Raw genomic sequence first — 13,286 nt, 5'->3', positions numbered from 1 at the left:
CGTTTAGTCCGCGACCTGCGCCCGCTCGACCGGCTCGCCGAAGGCGTACACGGTGTTGTGGCTCGTGATCTCCACGTCGACCGTGTCGCCGATTTCGAGGCCTCGTTTCTCTGCGTCGGCGATGACGACCTGCCGGTAGGCCTCGTCGTAGCCCACCAGCGACTCGTCGGTACCGTCCTCGACGAGCAACACCGAAGACGTGTGACCGACCATCTCTTCGTAGGCCTCGGCCATCAGTTCCATCTTCGCCTCGCTCATTTCCTTCGAGCGGTCCTTCTTAGTCTGGCCGCCGAGTCCCTTCATGTCGTCAGCGTCGGTGCCGGGCCGCTTCGAGAAGCGCGTGACGTTGATCTTTTCAGGGCGGGTCTCGCGAAGCAGCGCCATCGACTGCTCGTGGTCGGCCGGCTCCTCGGTCGGGAAGCCGACGATGAAGTCCGTCGACAGCGTCCAGTAGTCCAGCTGGTCGTCCAGTGTCTCGACGACCTCCAGATACTCCGAAACGGCGTGCTGGCGGCGCATATCTGCCAGCACGTCGTCGCTGCCGGACTGGACGGGTGCGTGGATGAAGTTGTACAGTTTGTCGTGCTCGGCGAACACCGCCGCGAGTTCGTCTCGGACGCCATGGAGTCCCTTCGGGTTCGCCATGCCAACACGGACCCGGAAGTCGCCGTCGATGTCGGAACAGATGCGGTCGAGTAGCTCCGGCAGGAGGCTCGTCCCTTGGTTCGTATCCCAGCCGTAGACGCCCGTGTCCTGGCCGGTGATACGGATTTCCTTTGCGCCGGCGTGGACGAGCGCGCGGGCCTTCTCAACGTTCTCCTCGACAGAGGGCGATTCGATTCGACCGGTCGCCTGCTTGGTGATGCAGTAGGAACAGTCTGACATACAGCCCCGGGCGATGGGGAGGATGCCGACGACGCCGTTGAGCACCGTTTCGGTGTCCGGCGTGATCGTCGGGCACTCGCCGTTGAGGACGTACTGCGGGACGTCGTCCCAGTGGAGCACTTCGGCGTCGATGTCGGCGCTCTGGAACTCTTCGCCCTGCGCGAGCGCCATACAGCCCGTGATGACGAGGTCGGCCGGCGTTTCCTTGTCGAGTTCTTTGGCCCGTGCGAGCATATTGCGTTCGGTCTTCTCAAGCACCGTACAGGTGTTGAGGATCGCCACGTCGGCGGACTCCGGCCCGTCGGCGGGGTGGTGCCCGCCTTCCCGGAGCGCCTGCTCGATCTGCTGGGTCTCACCTCTGTTCGAGGTGCACCCGTACGTCTCGATGTGATACCGGGCCATTCATCCAAACACTATCGCCAGGACGGCAAAAGGGCGACGGATTGGACCGGTCAGTAGCCGTCGGTTGTGTCCGCGTCGTCCCGATCTCGCTCCGGTTCGGCCGGGGTTTTGCCTTCCGTCGTGGCCTGCCACCCCCGAACGATGGTATCGCCGCTCGACGCACCGATCCGCTCGGCCCCGGCCTCGAACATCTCCTTGGCGTCGGCCCACGACCCGACGCCGCCGCTGGCTTTCACCGGGAGGTATTTGCTGAGAATCTCTACGTCGTGGACCGTCGCGCCGCCCTCGCTGAATCCCGTCGCAGTCTTGAGATACGCGGCGTCGGCGTCTGCAACGAGCTGTCCGACCCGTTCGAGTTCGTCGTCGGAAAGCAGCGGCGCTTCGACGATGACCTTCACGGGCACCGGGACGCTGGCGACGACTTCGGTGATGTGGTCCTGAACGGCATCGTCCTCGCCGGCTTTGAGCAAGCCCACGTTGCACACCATATCCAGTTCGTCGGCTCCGGCGTCCCAGGCCAGCTTGGCCGCCTTGCAGACGCTGTCGGTCTGGCCCTGGCCATGGGGGAAGTCGATAACGGCCGTGAGCGGGACGTTCGCGTATTCAGTCGCAAGTGGGAGCGCCCACGGGGGGATGCACGCCCGCATTCCGTACTGGAGCGCCTCGTCGAGGCAAGTTCGCACGTCGTCCGGTGTCGTCGTCGGTCCGAGGATCGTATGTTCGATGCGGTCTGGTATATCGTCCATACCGCGGGGTGACACGCGGTGCCTACGTAAAGACGGCGGGCGGCAAGCGCTGGGGCTACTGGCACCCTGTCCGACGGTCGCCGCTCGTGCCGATGTGCCCTCCGTCGGTCTCGTTCGGAAGGTTTTCCCTCGTAGGCGTCGGCGTGAGGGACATGGTACTGCCTTCGGGGTTAGCGCTCCCGCCGCTTGAGTACACTGTGGCGCTGCTTGCGGGCACACTCGTAGTGACAGCGCTGTTGTACGCCCTCGAACCACCGATCGACCAGCGGACCGTGGTCGCCCTGACGCCATGGATGGCGCTCGGCGGCGCGCTCCACGCGTTCCACCAGCCACCGATTGAAGCGTACAGACCCGTGGTTGCACCGCTGTTCGGAGCACCGGCGGTGTACCTGACGACGTTCGTCACGCTTGGTGTCGTCTGGATCACGTTGACGCTGTTCAGCGTCCGGCGCGGCCATAGCGAGACCATATCGCGTAATCTGGGGTACATCGGTATCGGACTCCTGACGGTGCTGCTCGTCATCGCCGTCGTGATGGCACTGGAGTCCGGCCTGCTGGGACTCATCTGGCCGACCGTCGCCGTCGTCGTCGCAATCGTCGTGACTGCCGTGACGGTGCTTGCGGTCGCGCTGTGGCGGACACCGGTCGTCGTCCGGATGCGCTACGCGGCCCCGACGGTCGTGTTCGCGCATATGCTCGATGGCGTCTCGACGGCGGTCGGCGCTGACGTTATCGGCATCACGGAGCGAACGCCGATACCGGCCCGTATTATGGAGTTCGCCGGCACGCTCCCGACAGCGCCGTATCTCGGCAAAGGCTGGCTGTTCGTGTTCGTCAAACTGCTCGTGGCGATTGCGGTCGTCTTCCTGCTCGATGACTATCTCGAAGAGGATCCCGTCGAAGCGAGCCTCTTGCTCGCGGTTGTGACCGCCGTCGGCATCGGCCCGGCCACGAACAATATCGTCCTGTTCCTGTTCAGCCCGGTCTGAGGGCGGCGTTATTCTGCCACCGAATCGTCGAAGCGCTCCTGCCGTTCCCGTTCGAGCCGCTGACACCCGAATACGAGCGAGTCCGGAACGTCTATCGCGTTGGACTGTAGCGAGTCGAACACGACGGCCACCTCATCGAACCGCGGGCCGCGACCGGCAACCAGTGGCTCGCTTTCCCACGTAATGAACTCGTGGTCGGACAGCATCGGCAGATGACAGTGGTACAGCTCCTGCCGAAGAACCTCCGGGTCCTGCGGAACGTTTGGGTTTATCGCACTTTCGGGGAGCGGGACTGTCTCGTCAGGGTGGGTATCCAACAACGCGACGATGAGCTGTCGCCGCGGTTCGGCCGTAACGGCCTTGAAAACCTCGTCCCAGCGTTTGATCACCTGCTTCCCGTTCTGGTAGCGCTGCTGTGTCATGGTATAACTTGCGTCACTTTTCTACACGACTACATATATATTATCGTGGTGTACTATATTGAGTGAATCGACTGCTGAGGGCGGTATCTGAGTATACCGAGACGCCACAGTTGCGGACGCTGAAACAGGCCTGCTGGTGCCCAGTGAGACATCTTGAACAAAATCCTGACAGTAGGCTGTCCTGGCCACAGACCTCGTATTTAGAGCGGTCGTCGCTGTGTCGTTCTGTTCATATGACACAATGCTCATTGGCACTGCGAACGAGGGACGATACGTGCTTGACTACCCCATCGCGCAGTGGGCGTTCGTCTGTGTCGTCGCCGGTGCGGTCGTCGGTCTGTTGTTGAATATCCCGATGGTGACACAGGATCAGGGGTATCTGCCGGCACACGTCGCCGCGGCCGGCCTCACTCGCGCCGACCCGGCCGCAGTGGGCCATCCAATCGCCGTCGTTGTGCATCACGGCACCGCCCTCGTTGCAGCACTGCTCTACGGTGCGGTCGTTGCAGGCCTCTCGACCGTGCTTCCGACGGCAGTCTCGCTCAACGGCGTCCCGCTGCTACCGCATATCGCTGGCGTTGCGGGCGTCTCCGCGTTCATTTACTACTTCTTCGCTCGGATCGCCATGCCTCGCTTCGGCGGCAGTCTCCGAGACGACGCTGACGAGATCATCCGACAGTGGGCACTCACGGCGTTCATTTTTGGAGCGGCGCTTGCGCTGTTCATCCCAGTGCTCGTCACCTGGCTGTAAGCTACGTGTCCCGGACCCGCTTCGAGAGGTTTCTGTAGGCCCCGAGATACAGGAAGACGCTGGCAAGCAGCGCGAACGGGACGACGAGAGTCCACGAGGGGCCGTCCGGCGTTCCCGCGCCGACGGTGTAGCCGGTCAGCAGTCCGAGGACGACTCCGGCGGCGAGAGCGATACCCGCCGGCCCCCGCATCCGTCTGTCGAACAGCGAGATATCGTCTGCCATACGTCCTCTCTCGCGGCCGTCCTACCTCACTGTTGTGACCGACGGGAATCCACTGACTACTAAATAGTTCCGTGCGACTGGCCTGTATGGCGAAACAACCGCATCTACTCGTCGAACCGGGTGACCTGACAGACATCGCGCTCGTGCCGGGCGACCCCGGCCGCGTCGACCGCATCGCCGGTCTCTGTGACGACCACGAGGTCGTCGCGGAGAACCGCGAGTACAAACTCGTCAACGCGACCTACGACGGCCGCGAACTGACGATCTGTTCGACCGGCATCGGGTCGCCGTCGACGGCCATCGCCGTCGAGGAACTGGAGGCGGTCGGCGTCGAGACGCTCATCCGCGTCGGAACGACTGGCGCGCTTCAGGAAGGCATCGAAATCGGGGACATGGTCGTCGCCAACGGCGCGGCCAAGGACGAGGGAACGTCCCAGCGCTACGAATCCAAGGCCGTCCCGGCCGTCCCCGATTACGACGTCCTCTCGTCGCTGGTCGACGCCGCCGAGGCAAACGACGAGGACGTTCACGTCGGCCCCATCGCCACGGACGACGCCTTCTACGCCGAGACGGACGAGTACATCAACGACTGGGAGGCCGCCGGCCTGCTGGCCGTCGAGATGGAGGCCGCCGCGCTGTTCTCCCTGTGTCGCCGTAAGGGCCTGCGCTCGGGCGCTATCTGTACCGTCGACGGGAACCTCGTCGAGGGGACACAGAAGGGCGAAACCGAGGACGAGGAACTCCCCGAGAAAGCCAAGAACAACGTCGAGCGCGCCATCGAAATCAGTCTGACGGCGACCACGTCGCTGTAAGCGTCGGCACCGCTGGATTCTGCGAGCGCCCGCCGGGCTATCAGACCCGCATGAGTGGCCGGTCGCACCGCTTTCCGGCGGAGGGCTTAACAGACGTTCTCCCGTGAGAACCGGTATGCTCGACCAGTTCCGGAAGCGACTCCACGCGGCGGCCAGACGACTCCGGCGGGTCGAGCGCCGCGAACTTCAGGACTTCAGACGCTGGGCAGAGGTGACTGAAAACCTCGTCCACCTCTCGATGCTGGTGTTCGTCCCGCTGGCTATCGTGCTGGTGACGACGCTGGCGAACGCCGTCCCACAACTGAGCTTCCTGCTGTTTCCGCCACTCGCGGCGGGGTCGTACACGCTGTTCGTCGACCCGACGAGCAAGTACTCCGACCCGAAGCGGTTCGTCGCGGGACTCACTATCGGCGCGGTCTGTGGGCTGGGGGCGCTCGCTGTCTCGAACAGCTATCTCACAGCCGCGGGCGGCCAGTTCGGCGTCAACGCGCTCGGTGCTGGTCTCGCCGTCTTCGCGACCGGTGTCGTCACCTGGCCGCTTGACATCGAGGAGCCGTCGTCGTATTCCACCGCCCTGCTGGCGCTGCTGGTCGAACCGAACCAGCGGGCGACGTTCGTTGCCAGCATCTTCCTTGCCAGTACACTCGTGGCCATCCTCTTTGTCATCTGGCGCGAGCAGTTCTACGAGCAGCGAGCGACGTACCTGTACGAGTCGATGTCCGGTGACGACCGCGTTCTGGTCCCGATGCGCGGCAACTCAGCGGGACAGACGGCGATGCTGGGCGCACGACTCGCGGCCGCCCACGAAGCCGGAAAAGTCGTTCTGCTCGACATGGTTGCAGACAGCGACGCCGCCACGACCCAGCAATCGCTTATGCGAGACACGATACAGCTTGACATCCGGTCGGAGAACGGTGCAGAGTCGCCGCCGGCTCGGACCCGCCTCGTCGGTGATGGCGGTGACCCGGCCACCGCGGGGGCGTCACCCGACAAGACTGACCTCGAAGCGGAAGTCGACTGGCTGGAGACCCACGCCGACCGAATCGAGACGCGAACGGGCGTGTCCTGCCAGGTCGTCGTTGCGAGCGACGATGGCTCGCCGGCCAAGACGACGCTGCAAACCGCGGCCGAAACCAACTGCGACCTCATCGTCGCGCCCTACGAGAGCCAACACGGAGCGCTGACGCCGTATCTACAGCGGCTGTTCCGCAGTAAGAGCGACATCGTCGTCCATCGGTCCCGAAGCGACCGGACCCGCTGGAAACAGGTCATCGTCCCCGTGCGGTCTGTCAGCGACGTGGCCCACAATATGGTCGACTTCGCCACGCGACTGGCCGGTCGGAGCGGGCGGGTCGCCGTCGCGACCTGTATCGGCTCCCGCGGGGACCGCCGGCGGGCCGAGGAGATGCTCGCGGACCTCGTCGAACCGTACGAGGGCGCGTTCGAGACGCGGGTCCCGCGGACGGACATCCAGACGTTCCTGTCCGACATCGCCCCGCAGTACGACCTGGTCATGATCGGAGCGAGCCGCGACCGGAGCAAGGCGTCGCGGTTCATCTCGCCGCCGACGTTCGAACGGCTGGAGGACGTGGAGACGGACGTCGCTATCGTCGACCGCGGCCGGGCCTAGATCTCTGTGTCGTCCTCGTCGTTCACGTCGAGCAGGTGGTCGGCGATGTTCTCCATCCCCTTGCGACCCAGTGCCGACTGAACGATGAGGTGGCCACCCAGCACCGCCGGGCTGATGACTGTGTCCGCGCCCGCCCGGCGGAGCTTCTCGATGTTCTCGCGGTCGGTTGCCCCGGCGACGATGTTGACCTCCGGGTTGAGCGTCTGTGCCGTCAGTATCGCCAGCGCATCCTGTGCGTCGTCGTTCGTCGCTGCGACGACCGCTGCGGCCTCCTCGATACCGGCCCGTTGCATCGGCTCTTCGTCGCTCGGGTCCGCGGTCAGGACGGCGATATCCTGTTGCTGGAGCCGCGTGGCCGTCTCCGTGTCCGGCGTGATGACCACGAAATCGATTGCGCCGGTCAGTTCTTCGATAATCGGTTCCGTCAGGTCGCCGTGGCCGAGTACCAGTACGTGGTTCTCGAGCAAGTCCAGTTGTGCGTCAGTCATGTTTCCGAGTGCCTCCGAAAGCCGCTTCTCGATTGCCGGGCCCAGCAGCGACCCCAGCGCGATGGCGAAACTGGCCGTTCCGAGGACGACCACCGACATCCCGAACAGTTTCGCCTGCTGGCTCTGTGGGGTCACGTCACCGTACCCGACGGTACTGGCCGTGACCAGCGTGTAGTAGAACGCATCGGTCGCCGTCGAAAGGTTGGTGAAGTCATCGCGGAGCGCGTACGACCCTGCCGTCCCGTACATGAGCGACCCGAGGAGTGCCGCGCCCGCGGCCAGTTGCGCTGTCGAGAGATCGATTGGTCGGTCGAACCGCCGCCGGTTCAGCAACATTGCCGGGAGCGAAATCAGCGAGAGTACCACGAGCGGAATCGACACCGCCGAACTCGGTACGGGGCCGATAAACGGGAGCGGCACCTCCGAGTTCTGTACGAGCCCCTGTATCGCCGCCACGGGGAGCAAGACGACGGTCGCGTACCACGCGATTCGCAGGCGGCGGCGGAGTCCGACCACGCTGACGAGTAGCGTGAATCCGGTGAGTGCACCGGTAAATCCGGCGGTGCGCTGGATGCTTCGCGGAATGAGGTCCCCGAGCGGCCCGCCAATCGACACGGCACTGATGTTGACTACACCAGTGATGAACGAAAGCACTGCCACCAGCACCGGCAAGACGATGGTCGCGCGTGCCCCCAACCAGTTCCGCGGCCTGTCCATACCCATCCAGATTACATCGGTCGGTGTAAATGTACTGTCCGCGGGCCGGAAGCGATTTACTACCGGCCACGCAGGATGTGGACATGGCTTCGCTCCCGGTCGAGGTGTTGATGGGGATCTATCTGGGGCTGTTGGTGGGAGTGATACCGGCACTCGTGTCGTGGGCGCTGGGGTTCAGCTTCAAGTATTTTACCGGCATTACCGTGCCGGGGTTCGGTGTTGTCGTGCTGGCAATCGCACTCGCCGGCGTCAGCGGGGGCCTCATGGCACTGGCGGACAAGTCGATTACGCAGGCCCCCAACGCCGAGCGAATCATTACTGCAATCGTCCTCGTCGGGATGGTGTCGCTGTACGCTCACAGCAAGGGCGACCAGCTCGGGGCGGAGTTCCCGAAGCGGCTCTCTTTCCAGGGGCTCCGCGAGAAGAAACTCTCGGCGGACGTGGTCGAATTCGTCGGCGGCCGCGACGAGGTCCGTATCCGCGTTGTCGGCGACGTGGCCGACATGGAGGGGTACCCGCCGCTTTCGGAGCCACTCCGGGCCGAAATCCGCAACGAGGACTGGCGGTTCCCGGCCGACCTCCGCATCGGCGAACTCGAACGCCGGATGGAGGAGCGACTGAAATCGGCGTTCGACCTCGGCGATGCCGCCGTCTCGATAGACGAACAGGGGCGGGCGACGGTCGTCGCCGCGCCGCCGTTTTCGGGCCTGTCGAAACGTGTGGGCGACAACCGCCACGCCGTTTCGGTGGACGCGCTGTTGCCGACCGGGCTGGCCCGCAACGACGAGGTGACAGTGTTGACTGAGGACGCACAGGTCCGGGGGACCGTCGTTAGTGCCCGGTCGGCTCCGTCGGCCGATGAGATGCCCGCCGAGACGCCGACGGAACCGGAAGTCGCCGACGCCGAGGCACCGCCGACGCCGGTTCAGGCACCGACGACCGACGGCGGTGAGGGCCGACTTACCGTCGCCGTGACTCGGACGGACGTACAACCACTCCTGCGGTCGGCACAGCCGAAGGTCGTGGTCGAACCCCGCGGGACACACCGGGAATACGAACTCGTTTCCCTGCTCCGGCGGGCCGGAAGCCGGTTCCGCCGTCTCACAGTTCGCGCCGATGGCCCGCTCGACGGAACGACGCTCCGGGACGCTTCCGTTCGAGAGGTCTACGACGTTGCCATCGTCGCTATCAGGACGCCGGATGGCTGGAAGGTCGCGCCGCGTGGCGATGCGGCCGTCGAAGCCGGCGACGAACTGTACGCGATTGGCCGCCGCACCGACCTCGATGCCTTTGCGGAGGCGGTCGCATGACGCCGCTCGGCGCGCCACTCCTCGCACAGATCGGTTCGAACCTGCAACTGGGGATAGTGTCACGGACGCTTGTCGAGGGCGTTGTCTGGCTCCTCGCTATTACGGTCCTCGCCGCGACGCCGGCTGGTGCTATCGCCGTCTTCTACCGCTGGTACGTCCGTGAACGGATTCAGACCGGGCTGGCGCTCCTGTTTGGACTGACTGCGGTCGTCCTCATTATCGGCGCGACGACCGCGCTCAGCGAGGTCATCCTCGGCGACGACGACGTGCTAGCGGCCAGCGCGGTCCTGTTGAATCTCGCCGCGTTCCTCGCCGGCGGCGTCGGGGCCTACGGCGGTATGCGCATCGGGGACCGGCTGGGCGTCGACCTCTTTGCCGCAACCGGCGGCCGAAACATCGACGCCGACGTGAGCGAGATCGTCCAGACCGTCGGCCGCGTCACATCCGTCCGCCTCCCCGAAGACATCGACGACATCGTCGGCTACGATCCGATGCCCGAGGAGACGAAAGAAACGCTCGCTGACCGTCGCTTTCTCTTCCCTCGGCGGCTGACGAAAGACGAACTCCGCGACCGGCTGGTTGGCCGGCTCAAGACCGACTACGGCGTCGGCCACGTCGACGTCGAACTGGCCGACGACGGCACCGTCGAGTATCTCGCCGTCGGCTCTCGGGCGGCCGGTATTGGCCCGACGCTGCCGCCCTCAACGAACGCCGTTGCCATCCAGGCCGACCCGGCCCATGCCGCAAGCGCCGGCGATCTGGTTCAGGTCTGGGAGCAAGCGCCGTCGAAACGCGTGCTCACCGGCGAACTCCGCGGCGTCGCCGACGACGTGGTGACGGTTGCTATCGACGCCGCCGACACGCCGAAACTCGACCCGCAAACCAAGTACAAGCTCGTCACGCTCCCGGTGCAGGACCGCTCCGACCGGGAGTTCGCCTCGCTGCTCCGGGCGGCCGACGAGACGATGGGCACGGCCACCGTCGAATCAGGGAGTTCGCTTGACGGCGCGCCGGTCGGCAGTCTGGCGGTCTCGGTGGTCGCGATCACCCGCGACGACACAGCACCGGAGACAATCCCGTCCCGCGAACGCGTCCTCGCGGCCGGTGACACAATCTACGCAATCGCTACCCCGGACGCGTTGCGCCGGCTGGAGGAAGCCACGGAAGGGACAGGCGAACCGACTTCCACGGCGGCTGTGACGGACGAGTCGGGAGACGATACTGCCGACGAGGACGCTCAGCCAGGCGCGTCTGACGCTGCTGACCAGAGCGAACAGACTGACGGGACGGCGGAATCAGCGGCCGATACGACTGATGCCAATGCCCGCGACGGCACAGGAGATGTCGACGCGGCCGATACCGATGCCGGTGATATGACGGACGCTAATGCGGACACAGACACGACTGACACCACCACCGCTGACAAGCCGACTGGCACCGCCGATGAGGATGGGTCGGCTGATACTGCTGCTGACGCTGGCTCGGCTGATGTCGGCGCTGACGACAGGACAACTGAGACCGGAGACGAACCCACGGACGACGACCCGCTGGAGGCACTCCGGAACGCCGATGTGGAGGACGCAAGCGACGATCTGACTGCGGACGGGGCGTTTGACGACCTGCCGGCGGACGACAGCGACGACACCGTCGAGGTGTGGGACCCCGAAGAGCGGATCGGTGGGGCGGACGACGAGCCTGCTGCCGACGAGGTCGACGACAGCGACTCGGCGGACTCCGAAGCGACCGCCGAGGACGCAGACAATGTAGGCGACGAATCGACTGCGGGTGACGAATCGGAGAAGCCAAACTGAGTGGCGGGTACCGTTACTGCCGGACGCACGCCGTCGCGGACCGTCCTTCTCCTGTCCACCTGAACGGGCAGGACACACCTCCGTCCGGAACCCTCTTTTGCCGGACGCCCGGAGTACGGATATGGAGTGGAAACTGTTCGCACACCTCCGGGACGTGGCCGACGGCCAGTCGGTCAGCGTCGATATCGAGGGGGACGCCACGGTCGAGACGGCGCTCGATGCGCTGCTCGCGTCGCGACCGGCGCTCGCTGAGGAGGTGCTTGACGAGAACGAAGAGCTGGCCGACCACATCCGGGTGCTCGTCGACGGCGAGGACCCGTTCGCCGCCGCCGATGGGCTGGCGACAGCAGTCGACGAGGAGACGGAGCTCGCGTTGTTCCCGCCGGTCAGCGGCGGTTGATACGGGTTGTTGGCCGGGTCAGCTTTCTACCGGTCCCGCCACCGTCACGTTCGAGATGACGATTCGGACGCCGTCCTGATACTCGGTATCGAGCGTCACGTCCCACCCGTGGGTCCGGGCGAGCATCCGCAGGTTCGGGAGTGTCATCCCGGCTTCGGCGTCCGGCATCGCGCCACCGTACTCGAAAAAGGCCTCCGCTGCTGTCTCGCCCGCCGAGGTCCCGTCGTCGGTGATGACGATCTCGTCGGCCTCTCGTTCGACGGTGACCGTCGACGCGCTGTTGTGCGCCGCGAACGTGAACCCGCTCTCGAAGAGGTCCCGCAGGCGGGTCGGGTCGGCAATGACCTCTCCCTCTACGTCGGCCACCATCGTAAGACCGTTCGTGTCGGCACGTTCCCAGGCTCCGTCGATGACCGGCTGGAGGTCGACAGGCATTGTTTCGTCGATTGTCTGCCCGTGTCGAGCCAGCGTCGCGAGGCCATCCACGATTTCGGACATCCGCTCGGCTGTCTCAGACGTCGACTGGAGGGATTCTTTGGCCAGATCGACCTTGCCGCGGTTCAGGGCGTCGCCGGCGGCGGAGACGCGGCCGGTGATTATCTGCAGCGTGTTCAGCAGTTCGTGTCTGATTGCGGTTGCGAACCCCTCCAACTGCTCGTTCTGTCGGTCGAGCTCGCGGCGACGCCGCTCGCTTTCGGTCACGTCAGTGAACACAAGCATCCGGCCGATATCGACCTGTCCCAGCGAAAACGAGGTGTCACTGACGAGGTAGTACTCCGTCCCGCCGTCCCGGTTCCGTTCGAGGATTTGTTCGTCCGTTTTCACGATCTCCGAAACGACCGGCAACACCGTCTCAAGCTGCTGCCCACGGCTCCCGGATAGCGGCGGGAAGAGCCGCTGTGCCTCGCCGTTGGACTCCTTGATGTAACGCTCATCGTCGAGATACACGACAGCATCGTCGACGCCATCGGTCAGTTGCACGGCGAGAAATGCCTCGTCGTACACGTAGAGGACACCGAACGCGAACAGTGCGACGCCGAGCGGTTCGTGGTTGATGTCGAGCAGGATGTCGCTGGTGTACCCGATGACGTCAAGAACCGCTGGGATCGCCGTGACGCCGACGAGAACGCCCAGCGGACGGGTGTTGTAGTCCGCTTCGAGGAACAGTTCGAACAGCATGAAGAAGCCGACGGTGACGAGCGCGTAGGAGAGTCCCGTCACCACCCAGTGGAACACACCGTGCGTGATCGCCAGATGCGGGAACGGGTCAGAGACGAACTGCGTGGCGAAGTAGAGCCCGTGAAGCGGATTGGTCAGCTTCACCGTGACGATACCGAGGTACACGCTCACGGCGACCACGCGATATAGTCGGTTCCGGTGGAACGCCCGACCCGTGTACGCCGAACAGAAGTACAGCCACGCGCCGACCGTCGCAAGACCGACGATGAGGCTGCCGAGGTAGAACACGTATCCAAGCGTCCCGGGCGTGATCAGGAAACCGAGTTGCAGCGCCGCCCAGCCGCCGCTACAGAGGAGGAGCCCGACCATCCCCTGGCGGGTATCGGGGTCCTCCATGCGAGTCGCTCTGTAGAGCCCGATACCACACCCGACTGCCGCGAGAGCGTACGCCGAGACATACGCAAGATATGCCGGAGAGCTCCCGATCAAATTCATCTACCGATGATATGGTAAGTATTTCA

General features: G+C 64.8%; 13 protein-coding genes. 7 read left to right on the top strand and 6 right to left on the bottom strand.

The features are described from left to right. Positions 1-3 precede the first annotated feature (3 nt). Together AV059_RS19840 and deoC are read right to left on the bottom strand one after the other, a co-directional pair. Positions 4-1,287 carry a tRNA (N(6)-L-threonylcarbamoyladenosine(37)-C(2))-methylthiotransferase gene (locus AV059_RS19840; RefSeq protein ID WP_058997318.1) on the bottom strand — a complete coding sequence of 428 codons (1,284 nt, stop codon included), beginning with the start codon at positions 1,285-1,287 and terminating at the stop codon, positions 4-6. Positions 1,288-1,337: 50 nt separating this feature from the next. Beyond that, positions 1,338-2,033: a deoxyribose-phosphate aldolase gene (gene deoC / locus AV059_RS19835; protein ID WP_058997316.1), complete on the bottom strand. Its 696-nt coding sequence runs from the start codon at positions 2,031-2,033 to the stop codon at positions 1,338-1,340. A gap of 152 nt (positions 2,034-2,185) precedes the next feature. Here deoC and AV059_RS19830 point away from each other — a divergent pair, with 152 nt between their 5' ends. Then, entirely contained in the window at positions 2,186-3,022 is an 837-nt protein-coding gene (locus tag AV059_RS19830; RefSeq protein ID WP_058997315.1) for a DUF63 family protein, read from the top strand. An 8-nt stretch (positions 3,023-3,030) separates the two neighbouring features. Here AV059_RS19830 and AV059_RS19825 read toward each other — a convergent pair whose 3' ends face one another. Further along, positions 3,031-3,444, bottom strand: coding sequence for a hypothetical protein (locus tag AV059_RS19825; RefSeq protein ID WP_058997314.1), 414 nt, complete (start codon positions 3,442-3,444; stop codon positions 3,031-3,033). A 241-nt stretch (positions 3,445-3,685) separates the two neighbouring features. On the opposite strand from AV059_RS19825, the gene AV059_RS19820 reads away from it, so the two are divergent. After that, entirely contained in the window at positions 3,686-4,195 is a 510-nt protein-coding gene (locus AV059_RS19820) for a hypothetical protein (RefSeq protein WP_058997312.1), read from the top strand. A 1-nt stretch (position 4,196) separates the two neighbouring features. Here AV059_RS19820 and AV059_RS19815 read toward each other — a convergent pair whose 3' ends face one another. Further along, entirely contained in the window at positions 4,197-4,418 is a 222-nt protein-coding gene (locus AV059_RS19815) for a hypothetical protein (RefSeq protein ID WP_058997310.1), read from the bottom strand. Between the two features lie 86 nt (positions 4,419-4,504). On the opposite strand from AV059_RS19815, the gene AV059_RS19810 reads away from it, so the two are divergent. After that, entirely contained in the window at positions 4,505-5,230 is a 726-nt protein-coding gene (locus tag AV059_RS19810; protein ID WP_058997305.1) for a nucleoside phosphorylase, read from the top strand. A 115-nt stretch (positions 5,231-5,345) separates the two neighbouring features. Continuing rightward, a complete protein-coding gene (locus tag AV059_RS19805; protein WP_058997304.1) occupies positions 5,346-6,860 on the top strand; it encodes an HPP family protein in 1,515 nt (504 codons plus the stop codon). Here the strand turns inward: AV059_RS19805 and AV059_RS19800 are convergent. Next, positions 6,857-8,065, bottom strand: a complete 1,209-nt coding sequence (locus AV059_RS19800; RefSeq protein WP_058997303.1) for an NAD-binding protein — start codon at positions 8,063-8,065, stop codon at positions 6,857-6,859. The genes AV059_RS19805 and AV059_RS19800 overlap by 4 nt on opposite strands. Positions 8,066-8,094: 29 nt before the next feature. On the opposite strand from AV059_RS19800, the gene AV059_RS19795 reads away from it, so the two are divergent. The 3 genes from AV059_RS19795 (at position 8,095) to AV059_RS19785 (ending at position 11,586) form a co-directional block, all read left to right on the top strand. Next, positions 8,095-9,375, top strand: a complete 1,281-nt coding sequence (locus tag AV059_RS19795; protein WP_058997299.1) for a potassium channel family protein — start codon at positions 8,095-8,097, stop codon at positions 9,373-9,375. Beyond that, positions 9,372-11,186 (top strand): TrkA C-terminal domain-containing protein, encoded by a 1,815-nt coding sequence (locus tag AV059_RS19790; RefSeq protein ID WP_058997297.1) that lies wholly within the window; start codon positions 9,372-9,374, stop codon positions 11,184-11,186. Before AV059_RS19795 ends, AV059_RS19790 begins: the two co-directional genes overlap by 4 nt. Before the next feature lie 121 nt (positions 11,187-11,307). Next, positions 11,308-11,586 carry a ubiquitin-like small modifier protein 1 gene (locus tag AV059_RS19785; protein ID WP_058997295.1) on the top strand — a complete coding sequence of 93 codons (279 nt, stop codon included), beginning with the start codon at positions 11,308-11,310 and terminating at the stop codon, positions 11,584-11,586. Positions 11,587-11,604: 18 nt separating this feature from the next. Here the strand turns inward: AV059_RS19785 and AV059_RS19780 are convergent, their stop codons facing one another. Further along, entirely contained in the window at positions 11,605-13,260 is a 1,656-nt protein-coding gene (locus AV059_RS19780) for a histidine kinase N-terminal 7TM domain-containing protein (protein WP_079990806.1), read from the bottom strand. Between the last annotated feature and the right edge of the window lie 26 nt (positions 13,261-13,286).

Source organism: Haloarcula sp. CBA1127 (assembly GCF_001485575.1).
Taxonomy (GTDB): domain Archaea; phylum Halobacteriota; class Halobacteria; order Halobacteriales; family Haloarculaceae; genus Haloarcula.
Note: the sequence above shows the minus strand (reverse complement) of the source record. Positions and strands in the feature narration are given on the sequence as shown.